Source organism: Novosphingobium sp. PASSN1 (genome assembly GCF_002278815.1).
The window spans coordinates 132,795-147,529 of sequence record NZ_NKIS01000010.1 but is presented as its reverse complement, the minus strand read 5'-3'; the positions used below and the strand labels follow the sequence as shown (position 1 = coordinate 147,529).

The window sequence follows — 14,735 nt, the reverse complement described above, 5'->3', positions numbered from 1 at the left end:
ACAGGGAGTTTTGCCATGACCTATCAGATCGATCCGCAACTGCTGGCGGTCGCCATCGTCGCGCTGCTGCTCGGCCTGTTCATCGGCCTCGCCGTGCGCGCGCCGCTGAAGCGCCGTGCCGCCGTGCTCGATGAACGCAACACCGGCCTGACCCGCGAACGCGACGCCGCCATCGGCGAACGCGACCGGCTGGCGGTGGAGTTGAAGGCGCGCGAGGCGCAGATCCGCCCGCTGTCGGACGAGGTCGACAAATTGCGCCGCGATTTCGCCCGCGCCCGCGCCCAGGGCGATGCTGCCGCGACGCCTGCCGAAACCCGCCAGATCGATCCGCTCGCCATCACCCAGCTGAAGGGTGTCGGCGCCAAATTCGCCGAAAGGCTCGCCCATGCCGGCATCACCAGCCTCGACCAGATCGCCGGCTGGAGCGGCGCCGATGTCGAGGTCATCGACGGCCAGATGGGCGATTTCCGCGGCCGCATCGCCGGCGACCGGCTGGTCGAACAGGCCCGGCTGCTGACCGAGGGCCGCTACACCGAATATGAAACCCTGTTCGGCAAGCTGGGCCCGGCCTGAGTGGCACCCGGCTGGAAATTGCTGGCCGGCATCGCCGCCACCGCGCTGCTGGCCAAGGGCGCCTGGTATTTCGACAAACAGTCGCTGCAGACACGGCTCGCCCGGCCGATCGTGCCGGTGATGCTGGCCGAAGGCGTCACCGACGCGGCGGTGCGCTGGGACAATGACGCCGGCTGGACCTGGCGCATCGCCCGCCTGTCCGGCACCGCCGATGCGGCCACCCGCGCCCGCGTCATCGCAGCGGTGCGCCGCCAGCCGGGCATCGCCGACGCCGAATGGCTGGACCGATGATCTGGCTGTTCGGCGAAATCTGGATATGGATAGTGGCCGGCTTCGGCGTCGGGCTGGCAACCGGCTGGTGGCTGTGGCGACGCTGAGCCAGCGCCGCCGGGCGCCCTATTTGCCGCGCGTCTTCCGGTGCTCTTCCAGGTCCAGCACGGCCGAATCATCGCCTTCCGGCACCAGGCCGAGGCGACGCGCGACCTCCTGATAGGCTTCGACCTCGCCGCCCAGGTCGCGGCGGAAGCGATCCTTGTCCAGCTTCTCGTTGGTCTTCATGTCCCACAGCCGGCAGCCATCGGGGCTGATTTCATCGGCGAGGATGATGCGGCTGAAATCGCCGTCGAACAGCCGGCCGAACTCCAGCTTGAAATCGACAAGCCGGATGCCGACGCCGGCGAACAGCCCGGCCATGAAGTCATTCACCCGGATCGCCATGTCGGCAATGTCGTGCATTTCCTCCTGGCTGGCCCAGCCGAAGGCGGCGATATGTTCGTCGGTGATCAGCGGATCACCGAGCGCATCGTCCTTGTAATAATATTCGAGGATGGTGCGCGGCAGCGCCGTCCCTTCCTCCAGCCCGAAGCGCTTGGCGAGACTGCCGGCGACGACATTGCGCACGACGACCTCGATCGGCACGATCTCGACCTGGCGGACCAGCTGCTCGCGCATGTTCAGGCGGCGGATGAAGTGCGTCGGGATGCCGATGGTCGCGAGCAGCGTGAACAGATGCTCCGAGATGCGATTGTTCAGCACGCCCTTGCCGCTGATCGTGCCCTTTTTCTGGGCGTTGAAGGCGGTGGCGTCATCCTTGAAATACTGGATGATCGTGCCGGGTTCCGGCCCCTCATAGAGGATCTTGGCCTTGCCCTCGTAAATCTGGCGACGGCGCGTCATGCCTGGTCTCCTGATCGTCGGCCCCGGGCTGGGCGGACGCGGCTGGGGTTGGGTTGGAAAACTACGCCCCGACGGCACCCTTGTCGAGCGCAGCCGGGGCGGCAAGCCCTGCCCATAGCGAAGCGGGCCGGTTCTTACAATGTCTGGCGTTGCGGCGGTTGCGCATTGAACCCGCCGCGCCGCCGCTCTATCTGAACAGCGAACGCCATTTCAGGACCCCCAGCCATGACGACTTTCAACGACCGCGAGAACGCCTTTGAAAACCAGTTCGCGCATGATGCCGAATTGCAGTTCAAGGTCGCGGCGCGGCGTGACAAGCTGGTCGGGCTGTGGGCCGCCGCCAAGCTGGGCCTGGAAGGCGATGCCGCCGCCGACTATGCCAAGTCCATCGTGCTCGCCGATCTGGAAGAAGCCGGCGACGAGGATGTGGTCAGGAAGCTGGTCGCCGATCTTGCCGACGATGGCGTGACCGAAGCCGATATTCGCGCGGCGCTCGCCGAACAGGCCGCCGAGGCGCGTCGCCAGATCATGGAAAGCCTGTAACCCCATGCCGATGGCCGCCGAAGACATTACCGCCGCGATCACCGCCGCCCTGCCCGGTGCGGTGGTGGAGATCACCGATCTCGCCGGCGATGGCGATCATTATGCCGCCGTCGTGACGGCGGCGCAGTTCGCCGGCCTGCCGCGTGTGCGCCAGCACCAGCTGGTCTATAATGCGCTGGGCGGCCGCATGGGCGGCGTGCTGCACGCGCTGAAACTCACCACCATTCCGGCCTGAAGGATCAATGCCATGACCACCACCCACGACCGCATCGAATCGCTCGTCACCGGCAATGACATCGTGCTGTTCATGAAGGGCACGCCGCTGTTTCCGCAGTGCGGCTTTTCCTCGACCGCCGTCGCCATCCTCGAACGCGTCGGCGTGACCTTCCAGGGCGTCGATGTCCTCGCCGATCCGGAAATCCGCCAGGGCGTCAAGGAATACAGCGACTGGCCGACGGTGCCGCAGCTCTACATCAAGGGCGAATTCGTCGGCGGCAGCGACATCATGATGGAAATGTACCAGGCCGGCGAACTGACCGCGATGATCGAAGCCGCCGGCATCAGCCGCAGCGCCTGATCGGACCCCGGCCATTCCCAATCCCCCGACCACGCCGCTGACCAGCGCCAGCCTCTGGCGCGACACGATCGCGGTGCTGCGCCGCGATGGCTGGATGCTGTTCGCCGTCGCGGCGCCGTTCACGCTGCTCGTCAACATGGTCGTCACGCTCTACGGCCCCGAACAGCCAAAGGACATGGCCGGCTTCACCCCTGCCATCGCCCTGCAGCTGCTGGTCATCCCCGGCCTGATCGGCACCATCGCCCAGCTGGCAGTGGCGCAACTGGTCGCCAGCCCCGGTGTCACCGCGCGCCAGGCGCTGGGCACGGCGTTCGCGGTGCTGCCCGCCTATCTGGCCGCCGTGCTGATCAGCGCCTTGCCGACCGGCATCGGCTTTGCGCTGCTGGTCGTGCCCGGCCTCTATCTGCTGGCGCGGCTGTTCGTCATCGTGCCGGTGGCGACGGTCGAACGGCTCGGCCCCCTTGCCATGTTGCGCCGCAGTTGGGACATGACCAATGGCCATGGCGGCACGCTGATGCTGTTCCTGGTCCTCGCCATCCTGTTCATCCTTGGCGCCAGCGTGCTGACCAGCGGCGTCGGCGCCGCGCTGGGCTCGCTGCTGACGCTGGTCGGGCTGAAAGCCGTCGGCGGCTTTGTCGCCGCGCTGGTGACGGCGGCGATCTCGACCCTGTTCTCCATCGCCAGCGCCACCGCGGCGGCCGTGGTCTATCTGCAACTGCGCTGACGCCCTCCCATTCTCGCCTCTCCCGCTTGCGGGAGAGGCGAGAGGCGCGCCAGCGCCCCGGGTGAGGGTGTCCCCGCGTGTCGTCACGGAAAAGGACACCCTCACCCGCTCGCCCAAGAGGGCGAGTCGCCTCTCCCGCAGGCGGGAGAGGAAAGTTGGGGCCTGTCCTACAACTATCCATATCGGTTATAACGCCGGCCATGGACACGCCCCCCTCCCCGCCGCCCGTTCCCGCCACCCAGCGCCTCGACGGCTGGACAGCCGAGCGACAGCGCGAATTCCTGCAGGCGCTGATCGATACCGGATCGTTGAGCGAGGCGGTGCGGCGGGTGGGGATGAGCCGGCAATCGGCCTATGCGATGCGCCGCCACCCCGATGCGGGGCAATTTCGCCAGGCCTGGGACATGGCGATGGCGGAGGCCTGGCGCCGGGTGGAGGAGAGCGTCATGGAGCGCGTCATCCATGGCGAAACCGAAGTCTATGAACGCGACGATGTGCGCATCGTCCGCCACAAGCCCTGTTCGCCGCGGCTGGTTGCCCTGGTGATGGACCGCGCCGCCCGCGCCCGGGCGCAGGCGCAAGCGCGGTTCGAGGCCGAGGCAAAGCGCCACCACACCCGCGCCGTCAACGAACTTCGCGCCCAGATCAACCGCCTTGCCCATCATCGCAACGGCGACATGTCGCACGAATTTGCCGACCGGCGGCCGACCCCGACGGCCGAATCGCTGGCGCTGGAGAATTTCGAGGGCCTGCTGGAGGAATTGCTGTCACCGGAGGATATCGCCAAACTGCCGCCGCATCACGATCTGAATGCGCCGGCGAACCCCGAGCATTTCGATGATCCGCGCACGCCGGAATATTGGGCCAGGGTCTCGAATGACTCGTGGCGACCGCCCGATGTGTAAACTTTGTCAATTTGTAAACGCCCGTTAACCATTTCGCCGCTCCGATACCGCCGCCGCTTGCCCTTCCGCGCCGCCGCCCGTAAAGGCCTGCCCCATGAAAGCCCGCATCACCATCACCCTGAAACCCGGCGTGCTCGACCCGCAGGGGCGTGCCATCCAGAATGCCCTGGGCGGCCTCGGCTTTGCCGGTGTCGTCGGCGCGCGGCAGGGCAAGCTGATCGAGCTCGATCTGGCCGACGGCACCAGCGAGGCCGACATCGACGCGATGTGCCGGCAGCTGCTCGCCAACACGGTGATCGAGAATTACCGGATCGAGCTGCTGTGAAGGCGGCGGTCATCGTCTTTCCGGGATCGAATTGCGATCGCGACCTGGCGGTGGCGATCGAACGCATCACCGGCACGGCGCCGCTGATGCTCTGGCATGGCGAAACGACACTGCCGGCCGGGCTCGACCTGATCGCGCTGCCGGGCGGCTTTTCCTATGGCGATTATCTGCGCTCCGGCGCGATGAGCGCGCGCTCGCCGGTGATGCAGGCGGTGATCGCCGCCGCCGGGGAGGGTCGCGCCGTGCTGGGCGTCTGCAACGGTTTCCAGGTGCTGACCGAGGCGGGGCTGCTGCCCGGCGCGCTGATGCGCAATGCCGGCCTCGATTTCGTCTGCCGCGATGTGGCGCTGACTGTGGACAATGCCCAGACCATGTTCACCGCCCGCTATGCCGCCGGCGAACGCCTGACCATTCCGGTTGCCCATCATGACGGCAATTATGTCGCCGATGCCGACACGCTCGACCGGCTGGAGGGCGAAGGCCGGGTGGTGTTCCGCTATGCCGAGCCGGTGAACGGCTCCGCCCGCGACATCGCCGGCATCATCAACGACGCCGGCAATGTGCTGGGCCTGATGCCCCATCCGGAACGGCTGATCGAGGCCGAACAGGGCGGCACCGATGGCCGGCGGATGTTCGAGGCGCTGAACGCCGCACTGGGCTGAGGCTCAGGTGCGCAGCGCCTGCAGGCGCGCGGACAGGAACGCCGGCAGGTTGCCGATGCGCGACCGGTTCGCCGCCAGGATGCGCGCCAGTGCCAGCGGCAGGGCGGCAAGTTCGCGCGTCAGCTGGCCGAGCGGTGGCCGCGCCGGCGTCCCGGCATAGCCCAGGCTGGCCATGGCATCGCCGGTAAGCCAGGCGATATAGGCGGCTTCCCCCGGAGTCAGGCGCTGGCGCCAGCGGTCGCCGACGCTGGTATCGAGGCCGGTCTGTGCGGCACCGCCGGCATAGGAGCTGTTGACGCGGCTGATGTCGAGCAGCGCCGGATCATAGGCCACGCCCAGCCAGTCGGTCAGCCGGCGGACTTCGCTTTCAGGGGCGGCGAGCAGCGATTCGAAGCGCACGACCAGCACGCGCTCCACCCCGAACTGCTGCCGGGTCGCCAGCGCCGCCTGCGCCGCCGCGCGCCAGAGCAGGGTGGTGACGGTCAGATTGTAGGAGCGGCGGACCCGGGCTTCCTCGCGCTCCACCCCGGCACGGAGCTGTGCATCGATGCTGCCGCGGTCGAACCAGTTGTTGCGCCAGTCGCGGTAGGAGGCGACGGCGCCGCGCGGATCGCGCAGGCAGATGATGAGGCGGGCGCCGGGAAAGGCCGCGAAGATGTCGGCGGCGCGGAACAGGTGACGCGGTGTCTTTTCGCCCCAGATCGGCTTGCCGGCGGCCATGGCCTGGCGGCGGCAGAAGGCGGCGAACAGCGCATCGGCGCCCGGCCCTTCCGCCTGCCAGGCCGCCCGTAACGCGGCGTCTGCGCCCGCATCGACATCGTCCAGCGGCAGGCCATAGCCATGCCGGCCGATGCGCCGGAAATAGGCCAGCAGTTCCGTCGCCTCGGCCGCCGTCGGCGCCGCGGCATCGGCCAGCCGCGGGCGGGGGTCGTCGAAATAATGGGATTCGGCGGCAATATGGATCAGCGGGTGCCGGTTGAGCAGCGAGCGCGCCAGCTCGGTACCGCAGCGCGCGGCGCCGGTGATGAAGATCGGCCGCTCCATGCGCGGGGGGCTCAGACCCTGGTGGTGAAGGGCGTGAAGTCGGTGCCGTCGTCATAGACGTCCAGCCCCTCGGCGCGCTTGAACCAGGCGACGACGCGATAGGTGACCGGGGTCAGCACGATTTCCCACAGCACCTTCAGCAGGTAATTGGTGATGAGCACCTGAACGACCGCGGACGTCTCCCATTCACCGAGAAAGGCGAGCGGGTAGAAGATCAGGCTGTCGACCCCTTGCCCCACCACCGTCGAGCCGATGGTGCGCGTCCACAGCATCCGGCCCTTGGTCAGCACCTTCATGCGGGCGAGGACGAAGCTGTTGGCGAACTCCCCGGCCCAGAAGGCGATGATCGAAGCGATGAAGATGCGCGGTGCCGGATCGAACACCGCGGCCAGCGTCGCCTGCCCGTCCCAGCCCGGCGCCGGCGGCATGTGGACGACGACCCACGACATCGCCGCTGCAAAGGCCGAAGCGGCGAAGCCGACCCAGACGACGCGCCGCGCCCGCGCATAGCCATAGACCTCGGTCATCACATCGCCGAGCACATAGCCCAGCGGGAAGAACAAAATGCCGGCGCCGAAGATGACCGGGCCGAAACCGGGCAGCGTGAAGGTCGCCCGCTTGCCCGCACCAATGAGATTGGAGCAGATCAGGATGACCGCGAACGCCGCCATGGCGAAGTCATAATAGCGGAGTTGCCGCCCCGACAGGCTGTCGGCGGTGACGGCGGTGATGCTGGGATCGCGCGGGCTCATGCGGCCCTGTCTCGCAAGGCGCTGCGCGGCTGGCAAGCGCTGCAATGGCGCAGGCGTTATGTTCTTATTTCGTTCCGATTGTGCTATGCTGAACATATGGCCGAGTCGCCGCCCCTTCGCTGGCTCTATCTCGATCTCAACAGCTATTTTGCCAGCGTTGAGCAGCAGTTGAATCCGGCCCTGCGCGGCCGCCCCGTGGTGGTGGCGCCGGTCGATACCGACAGCACCAGCGCCATCGCCGCAAGCTATGAGGCCAAGGCCTATGGCATCCGCACCGGCACCAAGATCTGGGAAGCGAAGGCGCTGTGCCGCGACCTGGTCATCGTGCCGGGCCGGCATGAGGATTATGTCCGCTACCACCATGCGATCATCGCCGAGGTGGAGCGGCACGTGCCGGTCACCGCCGTCTGTTCGATCGACGAGGTCGCCTGCCGGCTGATGGACAATGAGAACAGCCGGGCGGCGGTGACGGCGCTGGCAGCGCGCATCAAGGCCGGCATCCGCGCCAATGTCGGCGAATGCCTGACCAGTTCGATCGGCGTCGCCCCCAACCGGCTGCTCGCCAAGATGGCCGCCGACATGCAGAAGCCAGACGGCCTGACCATATTGGAAGCGGCGACGCTCGCCGAACGGCTGGCGACCCTGAAGCTGTCCGACATTCCCGGCGTCGGCCGCAACATGGAGCGCAGGCTGGCCGCCGCCGGGGTGGTGACGATGGAGCGGCTGCTGTCCCTCGATGTGCGCGAGGCGCGGCTGGTGTGGGGCAGCGTCTGGGGGACACGCATGCACTGGCTGTTGCAAGGTGCCGATCTGGCCGAGGTGGCGACGGAAACGCGCAGCATCGGCCACAGCCATGTCCTCGGCCCCGACAAGCGCCCGCCGGAGCGCGCCCGGCTGGTGGCGCGGCGCCTGCTCGCCAAGGCCGCCACCCGCCTGCGCCGCGCCGGCCAGCGCACCGGGCTGCTGGTGCTGGCGGTGAAGGCGGAGGGCCGTGACGGGGTGAAGGGCGGCAAATGGCACGCCGCCCAGCGTCTGCCGCAGGTGATGGACACGGTGACGCTGCTGGGGACGCTCGATACGCTCTGGGCGCGGATGCTGGCTGAATTCGGCAATCATCGCCTGTTGCAGGTGGCCGTGACGCTGGGCGAATTGGGCGCCGCCGATGCCGTGCAGATGCATCTGTTCGACGGCGGCGCCGCGCTCGACCCGCGCGCCGAGGCGCGGCGGCTGGCGCTGAGCCAGGCGATGGACAAGGTCAACCAGCGCTTCGGCCGGGATGCGGTGACGATCGGTCACGATGCGGCGGGGGCGTCGCGATCTTCGGGACCGCGGATAGCCTTCACGCGGATTCCGGAACTGGCGGAGTTTCGGGAGTGAGGTTCCTTTCCCTCTCCCTCCCTGCAAGCGGGAGAGAGGCGATCAGTGCAGCTTCAGCTTCGGCCGCACCACCTGGTTGACATGGCCGACCAGCAACAATGACAGCCCCTTGATCCAGCCGTGGATGGCGATCAGGTGCATGCGGTAGAGCGACGTATAGACCAGCCGCGCCAGCCGGCCCTCGATCGCCATGCGGCCGCCGACGAGATTGCCCATCAGGCTGCCGACCGTGGTGTAGCGGGCAAGGCTGACCAGCGAGCCCTTGTCCTGATAATCGAAGTGCCTGAGGTGCTTGCCGTCGATCAGCGCGCGGATGTTGTGATAGGCGGTCGTTGCCATCTGGTGCGCGGCCTGGGCGCGCGGCGGGATCGGCTTGCCCTCCCCTTCCGGCACATAATAGGCGCAATCGCCGATGGCGAAAATGCTGGGATCGAGCGTCGTCTGCAGCGTCGGGCCGACGACGAGCTGGTTGTTGCGGGTCGTTTCCAGCCCGCCGATCTGCGCGAGGAACGGCGCGCCCTTCACGCCGGCGGCCCAGACCTTCAGATCGGCCGGGATCGTCTCGCCATCCCGGGTGACGATGGCATCGGCGGTGGCCGACGTCACCTGCGTCGCCGTCAGCACGCGCACGCCGAGCGCTTCCAGCTCGGCGGTGGCGGCGGCGGCGAGCTTTTCGGGCAGAGCCGGCAGGATGCGCGGCCCGGCCTCGATCAGCGTCACCTGCAGGCGCTTTTCGTCGAACACTTCAAGACCATAAAAGCCGAGCGCGGTGGCGGCGGAATAGAGTTCCGCGGCGAGTTCGACCCCGGTGGCGCCGCCGCCGACAATGGCGACGCGGGCATAGGCATCGGCCGCGGGGTCCTGGGTCATGATCCGCGACACGCGCAGGCACTGGTTGAGCAGGCGGCGGCGGAAGCGATCGGCATCGGCGCGGCTGTCGAGCGACAGGCAATGCTCCTTCACCCCCAGCGTGCCGAAATCGTTGGAGACACTGCCCACCGCCATCACCAGATAGTCATAGCGGATGCGGTGGCGGCCGATGACCTCGCTGCCGTCCTCGTCCTTGATCGGCGCGACGATGATCTGCTTGGCCTCGCGATCAATGCCCTCCAGCGCGCCATCGAAATAGCGATAGCCCCAGCGATAGGCATGGCCGCGATAGCCGACCTCATCGAGATTGGCGTCCAAAGAGCCGGCGGCGACTTCGTGCAGCAGCGGCTTCCAGATATGCGTCGGGTTGCGGTCGACGAGGATGATGTCGAAATCGTCGCGCGACAGATGCCCGCCCAATCTGGTGACGAGTTCGAGGCCGCCGGCGCCACCACCGACGACGACGATCTGCGTCTTTTTTCCGTCTGCCCGTGTGCGTGGCATCAACGCGCCCTTCGATTGCTGCACTGCACCCTTAACGGCAGCCGGCGCTTAGCCCAAGCGGGGAATTCGCCCCCGGTGACACCCGCGCTCGCTTGCGGCACAAGCCCCCAATGCGTTCGCCCATATTTGCCCTGCTGCTGCTCACCCTGCTCGCCAGTTCCAGCACCGCCGCGCCGCGCCGGCAGAGCGAGGCCGAAGCCGCCATGGCGCGGGTGGTCAGGACGTTCGACGATGTCTTCACCGGCGATGCGGCAATGGCGCAGCCGGAGCGCATCGCCGCCGCCATCGCCCGGCTGCCGCCACATGCGCCCGCCGCGGACATGCCGGTGCTGGCGGTCGGCGGCAGCGGCTGGCAGGCGATCTTCGACCGCGAGGCGCGGCGCGCGGCAGCGGTGCTGACCGCCCGCCATCATGGCCCGGCGCTGATCCTCAGCAACACGGCAGCGCAGGCGAGAAGCGGCACGCTGGCGTCCCGCGAAACCGTCAGGCTGGCGCTGGCCGGGCTGGGCCGGCGGGCGCGGGCCGACGACACGGTCATCGTCTATCTGGCCTCGCACGGCGGCGAGAGCGCCAATATCCAGATGGACGCCCCCGGCCTCGATTTCGCCGACCTGACCGCCGCTGACCTGGCGGCGGCGCTCGACAAGGCTGGGCTGCGCCGCCGCATCATCATCGTTTCGGCCTGTTTCGGCGCCAGCTGGTTCCCGGCGCTGGCCAGCCCGACGACGATCATGATCGCGGCGGCAGCGCCCGACCGCACCAGCTTTGGCTGTGACGACAGCCGCGAGCTGACGCTGTTCGGCGAAACCCTGCTCGCCGAACTGGCGAAGCCGCAGTCGCTGGCGGCGGCGTTCGCGGCCGCGCAGGCGCGCATCGCTGCCGAGGAACGCCGGCTGAAGGTCACGCCGTCGCGGCCGGCGGCGCAGGTCGGCCGCGACATGCAGGCGCTGTGGAACGAGGGCCGCTGACGCTTGACCATGACGGCGCCGTAACTATGTTATCCGCATAATACAGTTGCATGGAAAGGTGCCGACGATGACCCAGACCAACATGCTCGCGCTCGGCATCGGCCTGGTCGTCGGGCTGCTGCTGAACTTCATCCCCGCCATCATCGCCTATGCCCGCCGGCACCCGGAACGCCAGCTGATCGGCCGGCTCAACATCCTGTCGATCTTTTCCTTCCTGCTCTGGGGGGCGCTGATGGCCTGGGCGATCGGTGGCCAGCGCAATGATTCGGTGATCAACCGCTTCGTCGGCGACAGCCAGAACCGCGGCCGGCTGATCGCCATCGTCGTCGGGCTGGTCAGCATCGGGATTGCCACCACCGCTTATACGCTGACGCGGCAATAACATCGATTGCGTCAGGGCGGCACCGGCCCGCGCCCCCGCCCGGCCACCCACGTCATTGTACTATATGGGGGGCCGGGCGGGGGAGCGGGCCGGTGCCGACTCCTCTTAAACGCAATCGACTCTCGCGGGCACCAACGCTTTCTCGACTTGGCGGCGCAGCTTCGCTATCGCCGCGGCATGACCGAGATCACGCCCCAGATCGTTGCCGACCATGGCTTCACGCCGGACGAATATGCGCGCGTTGTCGCCAGCATGGGCCGGGTGCCCAATCTGCTCGAACTCGGCATCTTTTCGGTGATGTGGTCCGAACATTGTTCCTACAAATCCTCGCGCATCCATCTGTCTAAGCTGCCGACGAAAGCCCCCTGGGTGATCTGCGGCCCCGGCGAGAATGCCGGCGTCATCGACATCGGCGACGGTGACGCCGCCATCTTCAAGATGGAAAGCCACAACCATCCGAGCTTCATCGAGCCCTATCAGGGCGCCGCCACCGGCGTCGGCGGCATATTGCGCGATGTCTTCACCATGGGCGCACGGCCGGTTGCCAACATGAACGCGCTGCGCTTCGGTGAGATCGACGCGCCCAGGATGCGCCATCTGGTCAAGGGCGTCGTCGCCGGCATCGGCGGCTATGGCAATTGCGTCGGCGTGCCGACCGTCGGCGGCGAGACCAATTTCCACAAGGCCTACAACGGCAACATCATCGTGAACGCGATGACGGTGGGCGTCGCCAGGGCGGACAAGATCTTCTATTCGGCGGCCGCCGGCATCGGCAATCCGGTCGTCTATGTCGGGTCGAAAACCGGCCGCGACGGTATCCATGGCGCCACCATGGCCAGCGCGGAGTTCGACGAATCGTCGGAGGAAAAGCGCCCGACGGTACAGGTTGGCGACCCGTTCACCGAGAAACTGCTGATCGAGGCCTGTCTCGAACTGATGGCATCCGACGCCATTGTCGCCATCCAGGACATGGGCGCCGCCGGCCTCACCTCCTCCAGCGTCGAAATGGCGTCAAAGGGTGGCGTCGGCATCCGGCTCGATCTCGACAAGGTGCCGTGCCGCGAAACCCATATGCTGCCCTATGAGATGATGCTGTCCGAATCGCAGGAACGCATGCTGATGGTGCTGAAGCCGGGCCGCGAAGCCTTTGCCGAAGCCATCTTCAAGAAGTGGGAGCTGGATTTCGCGGTGATCGGCGAAGTCGTCGCCGGCGGCAACCTCACCATGACCTTCCATGGCGAGATCGTCGGTGACATTCCGCTGGGGCCGCTGGCCGATGAAGCGCCGAAATATGACCGGCCGCATGTGCCGACGCCGCAGCGCGCACCGCTGACCGATGTGCCGGAATCGACCGATATCGCCGCCGACCTGCTGACCCTGATGGCCTGCCCCGACCTCGCCTCGAAGCGCTGGATCTGGGAACAATATGATCACATGGTCGGCGCCGACACGTTGCAGCGCCCGGGCGGCGACGCCGCCGTGGTGCGCGTGCATGGCACACAAAAGGCGCTGGCGATCACCACCGATTGCACCCCGCGCTATTGCTTCGCCGACCCGGTGGAGGGCGGCAGGCAGGCCGTCGCCGAAAGCTGGCGCAACCTGATTGCGGTGGGTGCAAAGCCGCTCGCCATCACCAACTGCCTGAACTTCGGGTCCCCGCAGAACCCGGTGATCATGGGCCAGCTCGTCGGCTGCATCGAGGGCATGGCCGAGGCCTGCCGCGCGCTCGACTATCCGGTCGTGTCGGGCAATGTCAGTCTTTACAATGAAAGCCGCGCCACCGGTGGCGGCAGCGCGATCCTGCCGACCCCGGCGATCGGCGGGGTGGGGATGATCGCCGATTACACCCGGCAGATGACGATGGGCTTCAAGGGCGAAGGCGAGGCCGTCTGGCTGGTCGGCGTCGACAGTGTGCATCTCGGCCAGTCGCTGTGGTTGCGCGAATGCCACAGCCGCGAAGAGGGCCCGCCACCCGCCGTCGATCTTGCGGCCGAGCGCGCCGCGGGCGAAGCCGTGGCCGCGCTGATCGCTGCCGGCGCCGTGACAGCGGTGCATGATGTGTCGGGCGGCGGCGTGCTCGTGGCGCTGGCGAAGATGGCGCTGGCCGGCAACATCGGCGTGAGGCTGGTCGCCGACGCCCTCCCCGATGCGGGCACGGCGTTCGGCGAAGGCCAGGGCCGCTATATCGTCACCACGCCCGGCGATGCACCGCCGACCGTCGGCGTATCGGCCCGCCGGCTCGGCACCACCGGCGGCGACACCGTTGCCGGGGTGACGCTCGCGGCCCTGCGCGCGGCGAATGACGGCGCCTTGCCGGCGATGATGAAGGGCGAAATCTAGAAACCATCTGTCATCCCGGGCTTGACCCGGGATGACGGCAAGGGCCGATCTTGAATTCCACCGCGTCCGGGCCACTTGACTCCAGCGACAGCCCGTCGCCGGAGTATGCCCCGCCCGATGGCCGCCACCTATGCCCTTGACCGCAATGCCGCTCGCCGCCTGATCGGCACCGACGCGGCGGCTGTCCGCCAGCGCATCACCCTGTTCGAAACCCTGCTCGAGCGCGCCTTCGTCATACCTGGCCTGAACCGGCCCTTCGGCCTCGACGCCATCATCGGCCTGTTGCCGGTGGCGGGCGATGCCATTGCCGGGCTGATGGGGCTTTATCTGGTCTGGGAAGCCCGCAATCTCGGGCTGTCGAAATGGACCCAGGCGCGCATGCTGGCCAATGTCGGGATCGACACGGCATTGGGCGCGTTGCCACTCGCCGGCGATGTCTTCGACCTGCTGTACCGTTCCAATTCCCGCAATTTGCGGCTCATCCGGCGGCATATCGATCGGACGCAGCTGGTTGCCGAACCGGCGCAGCGATGAGGCCATGACGGTGCCGGCATCGCGGCACCGGCAATTTTAGCCGCGCGCCAACCGGCGATTGTGGTGCCGAACCGCTCCGCCGATCATGCCAAACCCCATCAGCAACATCTGCCATGCCGCCGGCTCCGGCACATCAGCGACCGCCAGACCATCGACAACCAGTTCCGGGCCGGTTGCCGTTTGCACCACGGAATAATAGATCAGCGGCGTCGCCAATGCCTTGTTCACCGGGCCGATGCTGTTGTTGGTGACGATATTGTTGCTGCCACCGACAACGTTCACACTGACTCGCCATTGTGCCCCCGCCAGCGATGTCACAACATTGCCCGACACCAGACTGTCACGGCAATTGTAGCACGCGATACCCTGCGGATAGAGTCCGGCGATCGAATTGTTGGTGATGGTGATGCGATCATAGCCCATGCCCGACGAATCAAAGCCGGCAAAGCCCTGGGTGGCACCATCAGCGACATTGTTGG

Annotated in this window: 19 protein-coding genes; 14 read left to right on the top strand and 5 right to left on the bottom strand. The window is 67.3% G+C overall.

Annotated features, from left to right (window positions below):
- Positions 1–15 precede the first annotated feature (15 nt).
- The gene (locus CFE35_RS16790; RefSeq protein WP_292932269.1) at positions 16–573 is read left to right on the top strand and encodes a hypothetical protein; all 558 of its coding nucleotides are present in this window, start codon (positions 16–18) and stop codon (positions 571–573) included.
- Positions 574–864, top strand: coding sequence for a hypothetical protein (locus CFE35_RS16785; protein WP_292932267.1), 291 nt, complete (start codon positions 574–576; stop codon positions 862–864).
- A gap of 105 nt (positions 865–969) precedes the next feature.
- Here CFE35_RS16785 and purC read toward each other — a convergent pair whose 3' ends face one another.
- Entirely contained in the window at positions 970–1,749 is a 780-nt protein-coding gene (purC, locus tag CFE35_RS16780) for a phosphoribosylaminoimidazolesuccinocarboxamide synthase (protein WP_292932266.1), read from the bottom strand.
- Positions 1,750–1,974: 225 nt separating this feature from the next.
- On the opposite strand from purC, the gene CFE35_RS16775 reads away from it, so the two are divergent.
- The 7 genes from CFE35_RS16775 to purQ all read left to right on the top strand — a co-directional run bounded on the left by CFE35_RS16775 (position 1,975) and on the right by purQ (position 5,485).
- A complete protein-coding gene (locus CFE35_RS16775) occupies positions 1,975–2,292 on the top strand; it encodes a DUF1476 domain-containing protein (RefSeq protein WP_292932264.1) in 318 nt (105 codons plus the stop codon).
- 4 nt (positions 2,293–2,296) lie between these two features.
- Positions 2,297–2,527 (top strand): BolA family transcriptional regulator, encoded by a 231-nt coding sequence (locus CFE35_RS16770; protein ID WP_292932262.1) that lies wholly within the window; start codon positions 2,297–2,299, stop codon positions 2,525–2,527.
- Positions 2,528–2,539: 12 nt separating this feature from the next.
- Complete coding sequence (gene grxD, locus CFE35_RS16765; RefSeq protein ID WP_292932261.1) at positions 2,540–2,869, top strand: Grx4 family monothiol glutaredoxin; 330 nt, start codon at positions 2,540–2,542, stop codon at positions 2,867–2,869.
- Between the two features lie 73 nt (positions 2,870–2,942).
- A complete protein-coding gene (locus tag CFE35_RS16760; RefSeq protein WP_292932259.1) occupies positions 2,943–3,593 on the top strand; it encodes a hypothetical protein in 651 nt (216 codons plus the stop codon).
- Between the two features lie 200 nt (positions 3,594–3,793).
- Positions 3,794–4,498 (top strand): hypothetical protein, encoded by a 705-nt coding sequence (locus CFE35_RS16755; RefSeq protein WP_292932257.1) that lies wholly within the window; start codon positions 3,794–3,796, stop codon positions 4,496–4,498.
- A gap of 94 nt (positions 4,499–4,592) precedes the next feature.
- A complete protein-coding gene (gene purS / locus CFE35_RS16750) occupies positions 4,593–4,823 on the top strand; it encodes a phosphoribosylformylglycinamidine synthase subunit PurS (RefSeq protein WP_292932255.1) in 231 nt (76 codons plus the stop codon).
- Positions 4,820–5,485, top strand: coding sequence for a phosphoribosylformylglycinamidine synthase subunit PurQ (gene purQ / locus CFE35_RS16745; protein WP_292932253.1), 666 nt, complete (start codon positions 4,820–4,822; stop codon positions 5,483–5,485). Before purS ends, purQ begins: the two co-directional genes overlap by 4 nt.
- A gap of 3 nt (positions 5,486–5,488) precedes the next feature.
- On the opposite strand, the gene CFE35_RS16740 is transcribed toward purQ, so the two are convergent.
- Together CFE35_RS16740 and CFE35_RS16735 are read right to left on the bottom strand one after the other, a co-directional pair.
- Positions 5,489–6,529 carry a sulfotransferase gene (locus tag CFE35_RS16740; protein WP_292932251.1) on the bottom strand — a complete coding sequence of 347 codons (1,041 nt, stop codon included), beginning with the start codon at positions 6,527–6,529 and terminating at the stop codon, positions 5,489–5,491.
- 11 nt (positions 6,530–6,540) lie between these two features.
- Complete coding sequence (locus CFE35_RS16735; RefSeq protein WP_292932249.1) at positions 6,541–7,281, bottom strand: queuosine precursor transporter; 741 nt, start codon at positions 7,279–7,281, stop codon at positions 6,541–6,543.
- Between the two features lie 96 nt (positions 7,282–7,377).
- On the opposite strand from CFE35_RS16735, the gene CFE35_RS16730 reads away from it, so the two are divergent.
- A complete protein-coding gene (locus CFE35_RS16730) occupies positions 7,378–8,658 on the top strand; it encodes a type VI secretion protein ImpB (protein WP_292932247.1) in 1,281 nt (426 codons plus the stop codon).
- Between the two features lie 42 nt (positions 8,659–8,700).
- Here CFE35_RS16730 and CFE35_RS16725 read toward each other — a convergent pair whose 3' ends face one another.
- Complete coding sequence (locus CFE35_RS16725; protein WP_292932245.1) at positions 8,701–10,032, bottom strand: NAD(P)/FAD-dependent oxidoreductase; 1,332 nt, start codon at positions 10,030–10,032, stop codon at positions 8,701–8,703.
- Positions 10,033–10,142: 110 nt separating this feature from the next.
- On the opposite strand from CFE35_RS16725, the gene CFE35_RS16720 reads away from it, so the two are divergent.
- The 4 genes from CFE35_RS16720 to CFE35_RS16705 all read left to right on the top strand — a co-directional run bounded on the left by CFE35_RS16720 (position 10,143) and on the right by CFE35_RS16705 (position 14,256).
- Positions 10,143–11,000, top strand: a complete 858-nt coding sequence (locus tag CFE35_RS16720; RefSeq protein ID WP_292932243.1) for a C13 family peptidase — start codon at positions 10,143–10,145, stop codon at positions 10,998–11,000.
- A gap of 67 nt (positions 11,001–11,067) precedes the next feature.
- Positions 11,068–11,382, top strand: a complete 315-nt coding sequence (locus tag CFE35_RS16715) for a superinfection immunity protein (RefSeq protein ID WP_292932241.1) — start codon at positions 11,068–11,070, stop codon at positions 11,380–11,382.
- A 177-nt stretch (positions 11,383–11,559) separates the two neighbouring features.
- Positions 11,560–13,722, top strand: a complete 2,163-nt coding sequence (purL, locus tag CFE35_RS16710) for a phosphoribosylformylglycinamidine synthase subunit PurL (RefSeq protein ID WP_292932239.1) — start codon at positions 11,560–11,562, stop codon at positions 13,720–13,722.
- 117 nt (positions 13,723–13,839) lie between these two features.
- Positions 13,840–14,256: a DUF4112 domain-containing protein gene (locus CFE35_RS16705; protein WP_292932237.1), complete on the top strand. Its 417-nt coding sequence runs from the start codon at positions 13,840–13,842 to the stop codon at positions 14,254–14,256.
- A gap of 36 nt (positions 14,257–14,292) precedes the next feature.
- Here the strand turns inward: CFE35_RS16705 and CFE35_RS16700 are convergent.
- Positions 14,293–14,735 (bottom strand): PEPxxWA-CTERM sorting domain-containing protein (locus tag CFE35_RS16700; protein WP_292932235.1); only part of this gene is annotated, 443 nt, incomplete at its 5' end.

Bases quoted from the DNA above. Each gene is read 5' to 3' on its own strand.
- grxD (WP_292932261.1), top strand. From the start codon at position 2,540: ATGACCACCACCCACGACCGCATCGAATCGCTCGTCACCGGCAATGAC.
- CFE35_RS16720 (WP_292932243.1), top strand. From the start codon at position 10,143: ATGCGTTCGCCCATATTTGCCCTGCTGCTGCTCACCCTGCTCGCCAGT.
- CFE35_RS16775 (WP_292932264.1), top strand. From the start codon at position 1,975: ATGACGACTTTCAACGACCGCGAGAACGCCTTTGAAAACCAGTTCGCG.
- purL (WP_292932239.1), top strand. From the start codon at position 11,560: ATGACCGAGATCACGCCCCAGATCGTTGCCGACCATGGCTTCACGCCG.
- CFE35_RS16735 (WP_292932249.1), bottom strand. From the start codon at position 7,281: ATGAGCCCGCGCGATCCCAGCATCACCGCCGTCACCGCCGACAGCCTG.
- CFE35_RS16740 (WP_292932251.1), bottom strand. From the start codon at position 6,529: ATGGAGCGGCCGATCTTCATCACCGGCGCCGCGCGCTGCGGTACCGAG.
- CFE35_RS16715 (WP_292932241.1), top strand. From the start codon at position 11,068: ATGACCCAGACCAACATGCTCGCGCTCGGCATCGGCCTGGTCGTCGGG.
- CFE35_RS16770 (WP_292932262.1), top strand. From the start codon at position 2,297: ATGCCGATGGCCGCCGAAGACATTACCGCCGCGATCACCGCCGCCCTG.
- purC (WP_292932266.1), bottom strand. From the start codon at position 1,749: ATGACGCGCCGTCGCCAGATTTACGAGGGCAAGGCCAAGATCCTCTAT.
- CFE35_RS16755 (WP_292932257.1), top strand. From the start codon at position 3,794: ATGGACACGCCCCCCTCCCCGCCGCCCGTTCCCGCCACCCAGCGCCTC.
- CFE35_RS16705 (WP_292932237.1), top strand. From the start codon at position 13,840: ATGGCCGCCACCTATGCCCTTGACCGCAATGCCGCTCGCCGCCTGATC.
- CFE35_RS16730 (WP_292932247.1), top strand. From the start codon at position 7,378: ATGGCCGAGTCGCCGCCCCTTCGCTGGCTCTATCTCGATCTCAACAGC.
- purS (WP_292932255.1), top strand. From the start codon at position 4,593: ATGAAAGCCCGCATCACCATCACCCTGAAACCCGGCGTGCTCGACCCG.
- CFE35_RS16725 (WP_292932245.1), bottom strand. From the start codon at position 10,032: ATGCCACGCACACGGGCAGACGGAAAAAAGACGCAGATCGTCGTCGTC.
- CFE35_RS16790 (WP_292932269.1), top strand. From the start codon at position 16: ATGACCTATCAGATCGATCCGCAACTGCTGGCGGTCGCCATCGTCGCG.